This is a genomic window from Paenibacillus tyrphae, from assembly GCF_024158745.1.
Lineage (GTDB): Bacteria > Bacillota > Bacilli > Paenibacillales > NBRC-103111 > Paenibacillus_G > Paenibacillus_G tyrfis_A.
Window position 1 is genome coordinate 113,401 of record NZ_JAMZAW010000006.1, and the last position, 15,030, is coordinate 128,430.

General features: G+C 52.9%; 14 protein-coding genes. 9 read left to right on the plus strand and 5 right to left on the minus strand.

What is annotated here, in order from left to right; translation table 11 throughout:
• Positions 1-16: 16 nt before the first annotated feature.
• From NI000_RS10950 to NI000_RS10960, 3 genes are read right to left on the minus strand one after another with little or no spacing between them, the layout of a single operon-like run.
• A complete protein-coding gene (locus tag NI000_RS10950; protein WP_253410382.1) occupies positions 17-1,363 on the minus strand; it encodes a response regulator in 1,347 nt (448 codons plus the stop codon).
• Positions 1,338-2,792: a sensor histidine kinase gene (locus tag NI000_RS10955; RefSeq protein ID WP_253410384.1), complete on the minus strand. Its 1,455-nt coding sequence runs from the start codon at positions 2,790-2,792 to the stop codon at positions 1,338-1,340. The genes NI000_RS10950 and NI000_RS10955 overlap by 26 nt, the downstream gene beginning before the upstream one ends.
• Positions 2,789-3,766, minus strand: coding sequence for a substrate-binding domain-containing protein (locus NI000_RS10960; RefSeq protein ID WP_253410386.1), 978 nt, complete (start codon positions 3,764-3,766; stop codon positions 2,789-2,791). Before NI000_RS10960 ends, NI000_RS10955 begins: the two co-directional genes overlap by 4 nt.
• A 286-nt stretch (positions 3,767-4,052) precedes the next feature.
• Between NI000_RS10960 and NI000_RS10965 the strand changes: the two genes are divergently transcribed.
• The 5 genes from NI000_RS10965 (at position 4,053) to NI000_RS10985 (ending at position 8,653) form a co-directional block, all read left to right on the plus strand.
• Positions 4,053-4,139 carry a putative holin-like toxin gene (locus tag NI000_RS10965; RefSeq protein WP_220388992.1) on the plus strand — a complete coding sequence of 29 codons (87 nt, stop codon included), beginning with the start codon at positions 4,053-4,055 and terminating at the stop codon, positions 4,137-4,139.
• A 220-nt stretch (positions 4,140-4,359) separates the two neighbouring features.
• The gene (locus tag NI000_RS10970) at positions 4,360-5,592 is read left to right on the plus strand and encodes a serine hydrolase domain-containing protein (RefSeq protein ID WP_253410387.1); all 1,233 of its coding nucleotides are present in this window, start codon (positions 4,360-4,362) and stop codon (positions 5,590-5,592) included.
• A gap of 1 nt (position 5,593) precedes the next feature.
• Positions 5,594-6,214, plus strand: coding sequence for a TetR/AcrR family transcriptional regulator (locus NI000_RS10975; RefSeq protein ID WP_253410389.1), 621 nt, complete (start codon positions 5,594-5,596; stop codon positions 6,212-6,214).
• A complete protein-coding gene (locus NI000_RS10980) occupies positions 6,211-7,074 on the plus strand; it encodes an alpha/beta fold hydrolase (protein WP_253410391.1) in 864 nt (287 codons plus the stop codon). Before NI000_RS10975 ends, NI000_RS10980 begins: the two co-directional genes overlap by 4 nt.
• Positions 7,075-7,144: 70 nt before the next feature.
• Positions 7,145-8,653 (plus strand): hypothetical protein, encoded by a 1,509-nt coding sequence (locus NI000_RS10985; RefSeq protein WP_253410393.1) that lies wholly within the window; start codon positions 7,145-7,147, stop codon positions 8,651-8,653.
• Between the two features lie 196 nt (positions 8,654-8,849).
• On the opposite strand, the gene NI000_RS10990 is transcribed toward NI000_RS10985, so the two are convergent.
• Positions 8,850-9,281, minus strand: a complete 432-nt coding sequence (locus NI000_RS10990) for a hypothetical protein (protein WP_253410394.1) — start codon at positions 9,279-9,281, stop codon at positions 8,850-8,852.
• A gap of 100 nt (positions 9,282-9,381) precedes the next feature.
• Positions 9,382-9,750 (minus strand): helix-turn-helix domain-containing protein, encoded by a 369-nt coding sequence (locus NI000_RS10995; RefSeq protein ID WP_253410396.1) that lies wholly within the window; start codon positions 9,748-9,750, stop codon positions 9,382-9,384.
• 506 nt (positions 9,751-10,256) lie between these two features.
• Here NI000_RS10995 and NI000_RS11000 point away from each other — a divergent pair.
• The 4 genes from NI000_RS11000 (at position 10,257) to NI000_RS11015 (ending at position 14,990) form a co-directional block, all read left to right on the plus strand.
• Positions 10,257-11,210 (plus strand): hypothetical protein, encoded by a 954-nt coding sequence (locus tag NI000_RS11000; RefSeq protein ID WP_253410398.1) that lies wholly within the window; start codon positions 10,257-10,259, stop codon positions 11,208-11,210.
• A gap of 20 nt (positions 11,211-11,230) precedes the next feature.
• The gene (locus NI000_RS11005) at positions 11,231-11,701 is read left to right on the plus strand and encodes a hypothetical protein (protein WP_253410400.1); all 471 of its coding nucleotides are present in this window, start codon (positions 11,231-11,233) and stop codon (positions 11,699-11,701) included.
• A gap of 170 nt (positions 11,702-11,871) precedes the next feature.
• A complete protein-coding gene (locus NI000_RS11010) occupies positions 11,872-14,370 on the plus strand; it encodes a hypothetical protein (RefSeq protein ID WP_253410401.1) in 2,499 nt (832 codons plus the stop codon).
• 20 nt (positions 14,371-14,390) lie between these two features.
• On the plus strand, positions 14,391-14,990 hold the full coding sequence (locus tag NI000_RS11015) for a DUF4376 domain-containing protein (protein WP_253410403.1): 600 nt from the start codon (positions 14,391-14,393) through the stop codon (positions 14,988-14,990).
• Positions 14,991-15,030 lie beyond the last annotated feature (40 nt).

The window sequence follows — 15,030 nt, forward strand, 5'->3', positions numbered from 1 at the left end:
ATCCACATGGTTCGTTTTATTTCGTTTGGCCCCGGTAGTCGGTCGGCGTTACGCCGGTCACTTTTTTGAATACTCGGCTAAAATAGTTCGGGTCTTTATACCCAACCTCGAAGCACACTTCCTTCAAGCTTAAATCCGTCGAGGCCATCAGCTCCTTGGCTCTTCCGATCCGCAGATTCGTGACAAAATCGATAAACGTCTCGCCCACCTGCTGCTTGAAAATTTTGCTGAAGTAATGGGGATTCAGGTGGACGTAATCCGCCACTTCCTCCAGCGACAGTTCTTCGGCAAACCGCTCTTGAATGTACCTTTTGGCTTTGTCGAGGACGGTGACCGTCTGCCGCTCGCGCTCTTCCCGAATGCGCTGCAGCGCGGAGATTACGTAGGACTGACGCGCTGTTTCTCTGTGGGCGGATCTTGCTTCGGACTCTTGGATCACGCTCGCCTTGTCTTCTTTCAGCTCGTCGAAAAGGCATACTTTGCCGCTCTGCTCGAAATAAGTGGAGGCAAAAACGGCCTCGAAATACGAGGTGCGCAGCCCTGCTGCTTCCTTACGGATCGACCCGATACCGACCGATACCGCCAATTCGAGCTGTCGCTCGGTTAATTCGCACAGCTTTTCTCCGTACCGCCTGATTTTCTCCTTCCATGCGGCCTCCGAAGCTTCTTCCGGCTTCTTACGCACGAAAATCGCCATATGGCGGTCGATGAGCGAACTGACGATGCAAGGCTCCCCCTGTGCTTTGACAAAGCTGCGGATGAGGTCATAGATTTTCTTCTTATCCGGTATGAAAGCCAGCTCCGGAAAAGCAACGACCATCGCGCAGCCCTGATCGAGAGGGAAGCCAAGCCATTCGGACAGTTGCCCGGCGCCGGCGTCCAGCACTTGGTCGACCATGAACATCAGGGCCAGCTCGTTCTCCATCAAAGGGAGCTGCTGAGACATTTTGTCCCGGAGCTCCAATTCTTCCGTCCGCTTGCGCTTCTCCCGTTCCAGCTCTTCCACGAGCTGCTGCAACATGCGGACGATTTGCTCCCGCTTCGCCGGTTTTACAATATATTCCTTCACGCCGAGCGACAAGGCTTCCTTGGCATAGGCAAAATAGTCGTAGGCCGTGACCACGACCAGCTTCGCATCGGGCAGCCGCTCCTTAATTTCGCGCAAAGCGGCCAAGCCTTGAATGCCGGGCATATTGACATCCATCAAAATAATATGCGGACGATGCTCCTCCGCCAGCTCAATGGCTCTCCGTCCGTTCTCGGCATGAACGACCCGGAACGTATCCGGCATCGCCCGCCGGACGATCCATTCCAGCCCTTCGCGCTCCAGCGCTTCATCATCTGCGATCATCAGCCGGTACATTCGCCGCCTCGCCCTCCTTCCCCCGGGGAATCCGGATCGTCACCGTCGTTCCTTCTCCCGGTTTGCTTTCTATGTCCACCAGATCGCTACGCCCGAAAAACAGCTGCAGCCGCTTGAATACGTTGCGTGTTCCGAGCCCGGTGGATTCCTTTTTTGCCGCGCCTTGTTCGGGTCTTGCTAAGTTGTTGTTCTCAAGTCTCAGCAAGGCTTGCCGGACTTCCTCGCTCATGCCGCAGCCGTTGTCCGAGACGGTCAGACGCACGTGCTCCTGCTCCCGCCGGACCGTCAGGCGGATCACGGCGCCATGCTCCATCCGTTCGATGCCGTGCACGAACGCATTCTCCACGATCGGCTGAAGCGTCAGCGCCGGGACGGGCTCCTGCAACGCGGACTCGTCGATGTCCGTCTCGAACCGGAACCGGTCTCGGAAGCGGGCCTGCTGGATCGTCACGTACTCCCGGACGTTCTCCAGCTCTTCCCGCAGCGTCACCGGCCGGTCCAGCTTGCGCAAATTGTAGCGCAGCAGGTTCGACATCGATACGATCAGGTCGCTTGTCCGCTCCGCGCCTTCCAGCAGTGCCAGCTTGGAAAGCGCATTGAGCGTATTGAACAGAAAGTGGGGATGGATCTGGCTTTGCAGCGCCTGAAGCTCCAGCTCCTTCACCAGCCGGCCCATCTCCAGCCGTTCTTTATCTTTCTCGATCAGCAGCTTGAGATCGGCCAGCATCCGTTGGAAGGCATCGGACAAAATGCCCAGTTCATCCTCCGATTGCAGCGGCGGAGGCTCAGGATTCAGATTTCCCCGGGAAATTTGCCCGGCCATCTCGACCAGCCGGTTGACCGGTCCGGTAACGCTGCGGGAAATCCAGACCGCGACCACGACGCTGAGCAGCGTATTGACGACGAATACGGCTGCGGCCAGCCGGTTCATGCGGTCGTTTTCCGCCTGGATTTGCTTGTAGACCGGCTGATACGAGCTCAGCTCCAGATCGACGAGTTGCTGCTCTTCCTCGCGGATAAAGCGGGTCGTGGTCTCCGCTTCCTCGTAACGGGCCGGGGCGGCGCCGGGCAGAGCGGCGAGCGCCTGCTCCATCTGCGTATCAAGCAGATGGAGGTAGCCGGTTAGCTCCGACGTATGGGGAGACGCGCCGTTTTGCCCGCCAAGAGCAGCCCGCAGCTCCAGCAGCTTGGCCCGCTCCCGGTCGAGCTCCGCTTTCCGGTCTTCCCCCGGATTCAGCAAATACGCATAGAGCGTCTTGAGATGGTCCTCCGCCGCCTGGGCGGACTGCTTGTACAGCAGAATCCGGTTCATCATCAGATCATAGCTTTGCTGCACGACTTTTCCGCTCTGAAATAAAAAGAACGTGACCGAGTTGACGAGCAGCACGAGCAGAGGAATAAACAGCAGCAGCTTTGTGCGGATCGTCATGGGCAGCTTCCCCCGATCCCAAAGGCGCTGCGGTCGAGCACAGACGTATCGGTATAGTGCTGCGGCTGCGGCGTTTTTCCTTGAAAATAATCGTGCAGCAGCGCAACGGCATCGTAGCCCATTTGCCGCGGCTGCTGGACGATCGTAGCGGCAAGCCTACATTGCCGGAGGCCTTCCGTCGTTTCCGGCAGGTCGTCGAACGCAAAAATGCGCAGCCCCTGCGGCCGGACGCGCCCCGCGGCTTCCAGCATGCCCGGGCCGTCCAAGGCGCTGAATCCGGCCAGATAGCCGATCTGCGGGTACCCGCTCAGCATGGCTGCCGCTTGTTCGGCCGCTTGCAGGCGCGAAATGTTCGACGAGCGGACCTCGGCGATCTCCAGCTTCGGATAACGGCCGATTACCGACCGGAAGCCTTCGAGCCGCAGCCGTTGGTTGGGCGCTTCGCTGCCGATCAGGACGCCGATGGTTCCCGAAACCTGCGCCACAAGCTCGCCCATCCGTTTTCCGGCTTCGGTATTGTCCGTGCCGACATAAGCCAACCGCCGACTTTCCGGCTCGTCCGTATCGACGGCGATCACGGGAATGCCGCGCTCGGCCGCTTTGTCGATCAGTCCCCGGTACTGCGGGTCGCCGATGCCCTGAAGCAGAATCGCATCGGCTTTGGCCGCGATCGCTTTTTCCAGCAGCCTGGACTGTTCGGCCGGGTTGATGCGGAACGGTCCGGTATAGTCCAGCTCCATGCCGTACTGCCGGGCCGCCTCGCGCGCGCCCTGCTCGATGGACCGCCAATATGGATTATCCAGCTCCTGAGGGATGAGGACGATATGGCGGGGGCGGTCTCCGTCCTGGGGACCGGACTCCAGCGGCCGGACCAGTTCCCTTATGCGCAGCGTAGAGAATACAAATTGCAGCAGCAAGCAGGCAAAGACAGTAAAGAGGAGAAGAAGTCCCAGGTTCCATTTTCGGTTTGACATGCGGACGCTCCTTTATTCCGCGATAAAATATAGGCTCATTATACGTGACGGCTTCCCGGGAGTAAACGTAGGACTACCCGGAATTTGCAAGCCCGGTCATTCCCGACGGTTCGTCAAGCTTGCTCCTAGTATTCCCTGACAAGCCAACATTCGCTAGCGAAAAATGTTGAAACAAAAAGTTCAAAAATAGTTCTTAATGTTCTACCATTTTTAACCATTTTGGGCTAAATTTAAAGTACAACTTGTAAGATGGTGGAGCAGCTCTTCGAAAGGAGGAGGCTGTTAAATGGATTTATTTCAGGCTCTTTCTGTTCTCTTCGCGTTCGGAATGTTTATAATTACATTGTTGGGTTATATTGAAAAGAGGAAATAATCCGCTTGGTTCTTGTTTTGGTGTGAAACCATACTGACTGAGAAACATCCGCCAATTACAAGTTGATTAATGAGTTGGATCATTCGATCTGACTCATCTTTTTGAGAAAAGATATAAATTCTTGGTCGAATAGGCTTCGGTAAGAAGCTTTTTTCATTGCAATTTATATGACTATAAACTATTATTTAGTCATATAAATTGGATAAGAGGCGAAGTCACCATGATACAATCAAAAGAGAAAGCCGCCTTCGTCGGCGGAACGGTTAAGCGGGGCTTCGAGGGTGTAAAAGAGGCATTTGTCCGCAATTTCGAGCGGCTTGGGGAAACCGGCGCCGCCTGCGCCGTCTATTGGAGAGGCGAGAAGGTGGTCGACCTGTGGGGCGGATACGCGGACCCGGCACAACGGGTTCCGTGGGAGGAGCATACGCTGGTTCCCGTGTTTTCCAGCACGAAAGGATTCGCGGCGCTGTGCGCGGCTGTGGCTCATTCACGGGGCTGGTTCGGTTACGACGACCCGGTGGTGGGGTATTGGCCGGAATTCGGGAAGCACGGGAAGGAGCGGATCACGATCCGGCAGCTGCTGTCCCACCAGGCCGGCTTGTGCGCGCTGGACGGGCTGGAGCTTCGCCGGTACGCCGATTTGGATACGGCGAACGTCGCAGGCCGGCTGGCGGAGATGAAGCCGGAATGGGAGCCGGGCTCGGCGCACGGCTATCATACGTGGACGATCGGCTGGTTTATCGGCGAGCTGCTGAGGCGGACCGATCCGCGGGGGCGAAGCCTCGGGCGGCTGCTGCAGGAGGAAATCTGCGCGCCGCTGCAAGCGGAATTTTACATCGGATTGCCGGACGAGGTGCCGGATTCGAGACTCGCCAAGGTGCGGGGAATTGATAGTCCCGTGGACTTATTGTTTCATCTTCATGAAATCCCGATGGCGCTGTTCGCCGGATTTTTAAATCCGAGATCGCTTACCTCCCGGAGCATGGTAGACCGCAAACGGCTGGTGGCCAATGCGAACTTCAACGACCGGGATATGCTGTCGATCGAGTTCCCGTCAGGCAACGGAATCGGCGAGGCCCGGGCTATGGCGCGGATTTACGGCGAATTCGCCACGGGCGGCGAGAAGCTCGGGCTGGCTCCGACAACGATGCAGGAGCTGTGCCGGCCTGCGGAGCCGCCTGCCTCCGGCTGGTTCGACCGGGTGAACCGGGTCGACCTCGGTTACTCGCTCGGGCTGTGGAAGCCGATCCCTAAACGCATGTTCGGCAGCAGCCTGCATGCGTTCGGGCACCCCGGGGCCGGAGGCTCGTTTTGCTTCGCGGATCCCGATCTTGGGATTGGATACGCCTATGTTTTGAACCGGATCGGCGGCTACATGGACCGTAATCCGCGGGAGAATGCCGTGCGCCGCGCGGTATACGACTGTCTGAAATTAAGCGGGGAGGAACAATAAGATGCCGAAATTTCGCAAAGAGGAAAAAGAAGCGATCCGTGAATGCTTGTTGTCCAAAGGAAAGGAGCTGTTCGTCCAGTACGGCTTGAAGAAGACAAGCCTGGACGATATCGTGGCCGCTTGCGGCATCGCGAAAGGCTCGTTCTACAGCTTTTTTGCCACCAAGGAGGAATTGTACTTCGAGATCGCCAAGCGGGAGGAAAGCTTCAAAGACCGGTTGCTGGCGGACATGCTGTCCTCGGAGCTTCCGCCTAAAGTCCTGCTCCACGAGCTGTTCCGGACAAGCTTCGAGACGATCGATGCGAATCCTTTTCTGCAGCGGGTATTCCGGCAGGACGAATGGGAGCAGCTTGTCCGGAAGCTGCCGCAGGAAACGCTGCAGCAGCATGCGGAGGAGGATACCCGCGCCGCGCAGCAGCTCTTCGAGAAATGGCAGGGCCAAGGGGCCATGCTTCCGCTGGAACACGAGGTCGTGACCGGGCTGCTTCGGGCGGTCGTCTTCGTCTCGCTGCATAAAGCCGAGCTCGGAGACGTCTACGAGCGGGTAGTGGAGCTGCTGATCCGTTTTGTCGTCAACGGATTGACGGCTTCGGATGCCGATGGAACGAGAGAAGGCCAATGAACCGACGTGTGGACGTCTGCCGGTTCGAAGACCTGCCCTTGGAATACTCCGTTGCAGGAGAGGGCGAGCCGATTCTTGTGATGCACGGCGGGCATTCCAACTGTTACGAGGAGTTCGGCTATGAGTCCTTGATCCGTCAGGGGTACTGCCTGATTACCCCGTCCCGCGCGGGGTACGGCGGCACCTCCAAAGAGCTCGGGTCGAGCTTGACCCGGGCCTGCCGGGCATACAATCACTTGCTGGACCAGCTGCAGCTTGGCAGAGTGCATTTGCTGGCCGTCTCGGCCGGGGGCCCGAGCGGCATCCGCTTCGCTTCGTTGTACCCGGACCGTATCCGCTCGCTCACGCTGCAATGCGCGGTGACGAAGGCTTGGTTGACTCCGCAGGACAAGGAGTACCGCCTATCGCGGCTGCTGTTCCGCCCTCCTGCGGAAAAGGCGGTATGGAAGCTGCTCGGCCGCTTGAACGACCGGTTTCCGCGTTTCCTTTTCAGGCAGATGGCGCCCTCGTTCAGCACCCTGTCCCGGAGCGAAATCGTCGCCAAGACCGGCGAGGGGGATTGGGAAGCGTTCCGCCGGATGAACAATCGGCAGCGGTCGGGCGACGGCTTTTTTATCGATTTGTCCCAGACCGGGGACATCGTCCCGTCGGAGCTTGAACAGGTGCGATGTCCGGCCCTTGTACTGCACAGCAAAAACGACCGTCTCGTCCCGTTGGAGCACGCATTTCACGCGCATCGCCATCTTCCGCAATCGGAGCTTCGTCTGTTGGATACGTGGGGCCATTTGATTTGGCTCGGGAAGGGCGCGGAGGAGACAGATGAGGCGATGCTGGCCTTTTTGCGTGGAAATCGGATATAGGCGGGGGCCGTGCTTGCTTAAGCAACCATTTGCGCGACTTTGCGTCTAATGGTTAAAAGGAGGAGATTCCATGAACTGGAAAAAGCCTTTGGCTTGGTTGGCGCTTTGCTCGTTACTGCTTCTTTGTTTCCCCGCGGCGACCCAAGCGGCTGCCGGAGGCAAGAAAGTGCGGCTTCCCGATTTTCCCGTGCTCATCAACGGACAAACGCTGGATAATTCGAAGCTGAAATACCCTTTTTTCGTATATAAGGACATTACTTATTTGCCGCTCACCTGGGAATATACCCGGGCGCTCGCCATCGCTCTGTCCTTCGATCAGGAGAAGGGGCTGCAGCTCGGCATGGGGGGAGGGCAATTAAGCGGAGGCTTTATCGGATGGAAAAAGGAGGCGTTCCGCCCCGACTTGTCCGGGTCCAATCCGCGGAATCGCGCATATACGGCGACTATGCCCGATTTCCCGGTGACGATAGGCAACAGCTATATCGATAACGGGAGCGAGCCCTATCCTTTGCTCGAATGGAACGACGTCACTTATTTGCCATTGACTTGGAAATACGCTCACGATGCGCTGGGGCTGGAGCTGATTTGGGACGATACCAAGGGACTGAACGTCATCGGCGGACAGCAGCAGGTGCTCGGGGAGATTTACTATGACGATGCGGATTACTTGTATGTGTACCCCGAGCTTGTTACGGAACCGGGCCGAGTCGGCCTGAAAGTAAAAAAGTCGTTGGAAGAGACGCCGGTATGGATGACCGAAGAGGAAACGGAGGAGCTGCGAAAGCGCGTCGAAGAGCTGCAGGGGAAGATGGCGGGCGAACCGGCTTCTTTGGAGACGAAGGATGATGGTCTGTATTATCAAGGGCTGCGGCTGATGACTAAGGAGCAGATGACGGTAAGTCCGGGAGAAGCGGGTATGGCGTATATCAGGGAACTGAAGGGGGCGCGTTTTGAGCTGCCTTCCGGTATAACGTTGGTGTCCGTTGAAAAAATCACGGCTTACAACATTGGACGTTCATTATATGAATATCGTACGTTCCTCATTCTTGGAAAAGAGGTATCGGAAATCATGGAGCTGCAGCAACCTCTGGATCGGATCATTGCAAATGACGACGGGAGCTTCTGGCTGGTATCAAATGGAATGCCTACGCATGGTCGGATTATGACCGGCACCCGACGGATCGCGCTGCTGGACGCCAAGGGCAACGTCCGTCTGGCAAATGAGGCGCTGAATGAATCGGACATTGTGGTGCCCGGCGTAGGGTTGAAAGATCCGTTAACGGATGATGGAAAGCTTCTTATTTACCGCAGCGGCAAAAGCAATGACGGGAAATTTACGCCCCGGGATACGCAAGGGTATTATTGGTTGGATACCGGCTTCAACGTCTCCAAAGCGGATGCTCTGGATGCGCTGGCCAAGGAAGAGAGTTCTCCTGACCGTCCGAGCCTGTATAAGGGGGTCTACATGGGGAGCGACCGCAAATTTTACCTCCTGCGCACAAAGAACAATACGATATTCAACTACTCGGATAACAAAACGGGCAGATGGTATGATTATGAGTTCCTCGCCACGCAATAAAGGAACGGCTCTCGGAAAACGAGAGCCGTTTGCTTTTATGGCTATGTGTGGCAGATATTTTCCCCTTAACCCGGATCAAACGAGACGATCCCCTTTTGACTTGCCAAGCTTATGCTACAACCATTTGTTATTGTCGGACAGTGGGAAACTCAAGCTTAGGGGAGCGAGGGCTACGAGAAAGAGAGGGCGTGTACGATTAATACTTCGTTTGTATTAAGCATTTCAGGATGGAGGAAGAAAATACGGCTTTCATCCCGTACCGTCTATCGATATTTGCCTTCAGGAAGACTTCATCCTGACCTTTATCGTAAAAATGGTGGGCTACGGAGTAAGTGATCGTAGAGTCTTTTATTTCATCAGAGAGGCTGCTGTTGATCACAGCGTAGTGTGTATCATACAGAGAAACGTAATACCCGTATATAGTATCGGGCATCGGTTGAAAATCGATCTTAAGACCCAAATGCCCGGCCAGTTCGGACGGAGTGCTGGAATGAAATTGTTGAGTCAAGGCATACGCTTGATCTTGGATGTGACGATGTTCGATCTTCAATTTGGCCTGTCTGTTCAGAAATTGCAGCGATGAGTAATTGTTAATTGAAACATCTGCCAGGCGACGACTCACGATCATATAATCAACCTCCATCATTTACCGAAAACAGGTCCGATTTAATAAGTTTTAAAACTTAGAAGCACGACAACTGTTTTAAATCAATCAGGATGTTTTCCAGTTATTTTTTTGTAATATATAGTTCTTTTGCTTTAAGTATAACATTAATTAAAGATAATTCTAGTAAATTTTTCTCAGTCTCTGTCAGCTCTACTCCGCGGAACATCACCTTCTTTTGGGCCAAAATGCTCTCTAGATCTACTTCGTTGGAACTATTCGTCGTCACCGGCTCTTTCCCCGTAAGGATCCAATCCAGGGAAACCTCATATAAATCTGCCAAAATACGCAAGGTATTAATGTCCGGCTCGCTGCCTCCATTTTCATAGCGGCTTAAGGTCTTGTTGTTAATTCCGGTCCGTTCGGACACGTCTTTTTGCTTAAAGTTTATTCGTTCCCTTGCATAGCGCAGTCGTTCAGAAACCGTAGACATAAAGGAATCCTCCCACTTATCAAAAAAGTAATAGTTCAGGCTGCCGTCTGGCTTAATTCTCAGGTTTCGAGGTTGACTTAAAAGGTGCATGGCTTAGGTCGCTGCGGGGAAGACGGCATGTAAGCTTTTTCGTTTTTTCACATCGAAATGGACTTGTGATTTGCAGGAACGCTTCTCAGTATACTAGAGGCGCTTTAGGCGTTCAAAGTTCAAATGACTTCGCTACCGGAATATCTCCTTATGGAAATAACTATAGCATAGCGGTCTCAGTAATTGAGAAAAAAACATTGTATTCTCATTAAATGAGAATTATAATAGGCTTTGTTCGCTGATTATCTCATTAAACGAGAATTACAGGAGGTGCAGCTATTTGATCGTCATCCGCAATGTGTTGTAGCTCACAAATCAAATTATTGGAAAGGAAGTTTAGCATGCAGAACCTTCAACAAAGATACGAGGTCTTGGAAGCTGAGAAATCGTTATTGAACATGAACGACCAGGCAGATATGTTGAAACTTTTAGTGATCGAGAATGAACAGGAGCAGCTACAAGCGCAAATGCACGAGCCTTTGAGCACTCCAGCCGAAGAGGATCGTTCCCCTGTTCTCCCTGCAGAACATACATCGAGCGAATTCGATAAAGAGCTGATCGTTTCCCCGCCGGATAGCGATGAAATTGAGCTGAAGTACGATTTTAACGATATTTTCGGAAACACGCAGGCCAACAAAATCATAAGCGAGCTTCTGCGGGAGCAGAAAGCCGCTTTGCAGTCGCTGCATCACAATCAGTTGAGCGAACTCCAATCCGCCTACGCGGCGCAGGAAGAAGAATTGGAGTCAGGTGTTGAGCTTATTTATCAGTTTAAGCAGAAGCTGGAAGAATTAAACACGAGTGCTTTGGAGAAAGAAGATTTACTGGGCAGACTGACGCTGCAAAATAAGCAGCTTCAAGATCAAATGAGTCAGTTGCAGCAAGAACGCGATGAGGCGATTTCCGCGCTGGACCATTTGAAAGCCGAGTTCAACGGCAAAGCGGAAGAGCAGCAAGATGAAATCCTGCGCTTGCAGCAGCTTTTGAAACAGACGGAGACCCGGCAAAGTCCGGAGCCAAGCGTGAAAGTAACAGGGACTTCCGAGACGCTTGAGGAGCTTGTGCAAAAAGCGAAGGAAAACGCGGCAGAAAAAGCGACGCAGCAGCTCCTTGCGAGCCATGCTGAAGTGCTGCCCCCTCTTGCGTTCCAGCCCAACCCTGTTATCCCTGTGCCTGCATTGTCAGAACAAGCTGCCCAAACCGATGCGGTGGCTGTAGGGCACCTGCAAGAACAGATGAAAGACATGCTGGATTGGAAAAAGGATATGGAGGAATGGCGGGAAGGCGAGGCCGCTTGGCGGGTTGACGTCGAGAAGCAGTTGTCCAGACTCAGCCATGCGACTTTGGCGTCATTGACCGCAAACGTTTAATTGAAGAAAGGGAGAGACGCATGACCAATACAGAGCGGGAAAAAGTCGTAACGCTTCTCAAAAACTATCAATCGTATAAATATGCGGTAGACAACTACGTGTCGGAAAGCTCGTATACGCTCTCCGTGTCCAAGCTGGATTTTGCTCCCCGTAACGGCAGTTACGGTTCGAGGGAGCCCGGCGTGCTGACCCATAGCTGCGAACAGGACGCGGCGGACTATCGAACGTACAGCCGTCTCGTGCAAATGATCGAAGGCGCGCTCAAAACGTTGTCGGATGTCGAATATGAAATTATTCATTATAAATGGATGAAGGGCTGGACCTTGAAAGAAATCGAGGTTCGCCGAAATTACGGCATCGATTCGACCAAAGCGATCCATCGCCGCGCGCTGGAGAAGCTGGCGATTTGCTTCATGTTCACCGAGCCGGCGGAAATCCTGCCGGTGCAAAACCGCAGCGTGCCGGGCGAAACTCAAGAGGCGTTTGCGTAAACAACCACCTTTCAACCACCTTTCCCATGATATAGTAATACCATGAGAAAGAATCGATACGAGTGAAGCCACGAGACTACTATAGATGAAACATGTAAAAGTGATGGGAACCGGCGCTGTTTGGTGCGGTGAACATCACTTTTTATTTTAGACGATACAGGAGGGTACATATGAGCAGTGATAAGACGAAGCGCCTGGGGTTGAATAAATGGGTCGGCTCCGACCAAGTTCTGCGTGCCGAGTTTAACGAGAATTTCGACAAGATCGATGCGTATGTGAATGACAGCTTGGCGGTGAAGACAACTTCCGTGCAGTTGAAGCAGGGCTTGCAGGTGATTGATGTGAACCAGAGCAGTCCGCTGAATAATGTAACCATTCAAGGGCGGACGTTGGTTAATTTGCTTGGGCGTACAGGCGGTTTCGAGGCGAGCGACATTGCCCAGTGGCTAAAGGGGGCTGCTACGCTAACGAGCGATACTAGCACGTTCGTATCAGGGAAATCTAGCGGAAAAATGACGATAACGGAAGCAAAGGTTTGCTTCATAGCGCAGCGGTTCACCTTCAAGAAGGGGAAATACTATATCCTCATCGCAGAGACGAAGAACGGTACGGCAGAGACAGGCGTTCGGATTGGCAACAATGACTTTTTTTCTGCATGGAATACTGATGCAACCAAATGGACGACGCAGTTCGTAAAAGTAAATTATGAAAAGGATGATCGTGAGGATTACGTCATCTTTAACTGCAGTGGTGCTGCGGGCCAGACGGGGTATGTTGACAATTATCGCGTCTACGAAATCACGCGAGCGGAATACGAGGCGATTGACAGAATGACGCTGGATCAAGTCTCCGCCAAGTGGCCTTACGTTGACGATATGAAAAGCGTTTACTCGCCGTATATCGTCAAGTATGGGGAGAATTTGCTGCCGCCGTTTACGGAATGGACGAGAGTTACAGCAGCATCAAAGGCTACTTCTACAGATCCATATAAAATAACATTTTTTGCGAATGGTGACGGCGATTTCGCTGCGTACAACTTCCGCTGTGTTCCAAACACCGCGTATACGCTTAAGGTTGATTCGCTCGACAATATGTATCACGGAATTTCAAAGGTAAATTGGAGTGAGGCCATTGTCAGTTATACAACGGAAACTTCGTTTACTTTCAACTCTGGCAACAATACGGAACTTTCATATGTAGTCAAGGCACAGGATAAGTCTAAGATCGGCTCGCTAACAAATCCGACGCTCTGTCTCGGTGCGGAAGCAAAGTCCTTCAAGCCATGCAACGACGATTACTTGTTCTTCCCGAACGTTAATCTTGCGTCCACCGTTGACGGAACGGTCTATGATACGCTGTTTCAACGCGACGGTAAGTATTGGAAGCAGACTCGGTTTAAGTCGATGGACTTAAAGGGTGACTTAAACTGGATACGAAACGGATCGTGGACTGGGTTTAAAGAAGCGGCAATACTCAACTTTGATACTGGAGCAGTCGGAAATTCCGAAACAGTCGTAAAGTTTGATGGGAAAATTATCCATACGTCTATCGACACGAATAACGATACGTCAAACCTGCAAACTACTGGGCACCTGTTGATTCGTATCCCTAACGCAGACAGCGGATGGGGTGATGCATTCACGAATTTGTCGAATGACGAGATCAAGGCGTATTTCTACGGATGGGTGATGTACGACGCAAGCAACTATCCTCAGCCGTACAACGGCAGTGGGACTAAGGCTTGGGGCTACCGTGATCCTTACGGCGCTGGCGGATTGACTGGCGGCACATCAACGCCGCCGAACTTTCCAGCACCGGGATTCACACCTTACAAGCTCCAATACCAACTTGCTGCGCCAATCGTTGAAGAAGTTGCATCCGAGGGCGGAATTACGCTCCGCGAAGGGCTGAATCAAGTTGAAGTCGGTACCGGGATGATTGTACGTGAGAAGGCTAACCCGCAAATTAACACAGGTCTGGGTTATGCTGCGATTAACGTCAAAGGTTCACCAAATTACAGTGATTTAGGGGCTTTAAATAAAAGGAATTCCAAAATTTTGGTAATTTTCAAGAATTCCAGAATAGACGGTAATTGGACGCAAAAAGCTGGCGGCGGCAATGGGAATTATTACGTCGACACGCCAATTGCTAACTTCGACCCTGCAGCAGCCTATACCGTTACTTACCTTGCACTAGATCAATACACGCTGTCATGCAATATCCCATCGCTCGAAGCTACGCATCCGTCGAATATGAAATCCGCCGTCGATACGCTGGCAGCCGGACAATCCGACATGGCAGCGCGAGTCGGGGCGCTTGAGATTACGCGTGCTCAGCGTGTGCAGCCGCAGTGGATTAAGCCGACGCTGCTTAATGGATGGGTCAATTACGGTGACGGGGCATACACCGATGCTGGCTACTTTAAAGACGAATTCGGTATCGTTCATATCCGAGGGCTGGTAAAGAACGGCCAACTGAATGCCTCTATCTTTATGCTCCCTCTCGGGTATAGACCGGCTCGCGCGATGGTAATTCCGGTTGCTACGGATGGTAACGGTCAACTTATATTGGGCCGCTTGACGATTGACTTTAATGGGTCTGTGTATCATACATTAGGTGGAACGGGCTGGTTTTCACTCGATGGCATATCGTTCCTTTCCGAAAGATAATATGGAGGTGCAACGGATTAATGAAAGAAGCACTCATAGTCGATCTAAACGGTTTTATCACAGACGTAACGCTTGTAGACGACCATATCTCAGGCGTTTTTCCTATCTACCGCGAGTTGCCCGCAAGAGGCACGGAGGAGCAACCGCAGAAAGCGGTGGAGCTAATCGGCTACACTATAGCCGTTCCCGTCCCGGAAGGATTGCATCTACCTAAATGGGATTTCGCCGAAGAGCGATGGGTCGAGGGCAAGCCCGCAGGCGAATTGCTAGTCCTGCAGAAAGCGAATAAACTCGCTGAACTAAAAAGACTTTGCACGGAAGCCATCGAGGGAACTTTCACCTCTTTTGCTCTGGGGGAGGAGCATGTTTACTCTTTCGATACGGAAACACAGCTTAATTTTCAAAGCACTAAAGAATTGATGAATATGCACCCTAATTTTACACAAACGTCGTGGAAAACACGCGACGCGGGCGTACTGATGCATACGAAGGAACAGTTCACCCGACTCTGGCTCGATGGACAAATGCATAAAACAAACCTGATCGAGAAGTTTAGACGACTGGAAAAAGAAATTGAGCACGCCACTTCAGTGGATGCGGTCAATTCTATCCGGTGGTAGAAGCTTCTTTTTATGTAGGGGAAATCTGGGGGAATCTAAA

Coding starts and splice junctions, on each gene's coding strand:
- NI000_RS10975 (WP_253410389.1), top strand. CDS start 5,594: ATGCCGAAATTTCGCAAAGAGGAAAAAGAAGCGATCCGTGAATGCTTG.
- NI000_RS11000 (WP_253410398.1), top strand. CDS start 10,257: ATGTTGAAACTTTTAGTGATCGAGAATGAACAGGAGCAGCTACAAGCG.
- NI000_RS10980 (WP_253410391.1), top strand. CDS start 6,211: ATGAACCGACGTGTGGACGTCTGCCGGTTCGAAGACCTGCCCTTGGAA.
- NI000_RS10955 (WP_253410384.1), bottom strand. CDS start 2,792: ATGACGATCCGCACAAAGCTGCTGCTGTTTATTCCTCTGCTCGTGCTG.
- NI000_RS10965 (WP_220388992.1), top strand. CDS start 4,053: ATGGATTTATTTCAGGCTCTTTCTGTTCTCTTCGCGTTCGGAATGTTT.
- NI000_RS11010 (WP_253410401.1), top strand. CDS start 11,872: ATGAGCAGTGATAAGACGAAGCGCCTGGGGTTGAATAAATGGGTCGGC.
- NI000_RS10970 (WP_253410387.1), top strand. CDS start 4,360: ATGATACAATCAAAAGAGAAAGCCGCCTTCGTCGGCGGAACGGTTAAG.
- NI000_RS10960 (WP_253410386.1), bottom strand. CDS start 3,766: ATGTCAAACCGAAAATGGAACCTGGGACTTCTTCTCCTCTTTACTGTC.
- NI000_RS10985 (WP_253410393.1), top strand. CDS start 7,145: ATGAACTGGAAAAAGCCTTTGGCTTGGTTGGCGCTTTGCTCGTTACTG.
- NI000_RS11005 (WP_253410400.1), top strand. CDS start 11,231: ATGACCAATACAGAGCGGGAAAAAGTCGTAACGCTTCTCAAAAACTAT.
- NI000_RS10995 (WP_253410396.1), bottom strand. CDS start 9,750: ATGTCTACGGTTTCTGAACGACTGCGCTATGCAAGGGAACGAATAAAC.
- NI000_RS10990 (WP_253410394.1), bottom strand. CDS start 9,281: ATGATCGTGAGTCGTCGCCTGGCAGATGTTTCAATTAACAATTACTCA.
- NI000_RS10950 (WP_253410382.1), bottom strand. CDS start 1,363: ATGTACCGGCTGATGATCGCAGATGATGAAGCGCTGGAGCGCGAAGGG.
- NI000_RS11015 (WP_253410403.1), top strand. CDS start 14,391: ATGAAAGAAGCACTCATAGTCGATCTAAACGGTTTTATCACAGACGTA.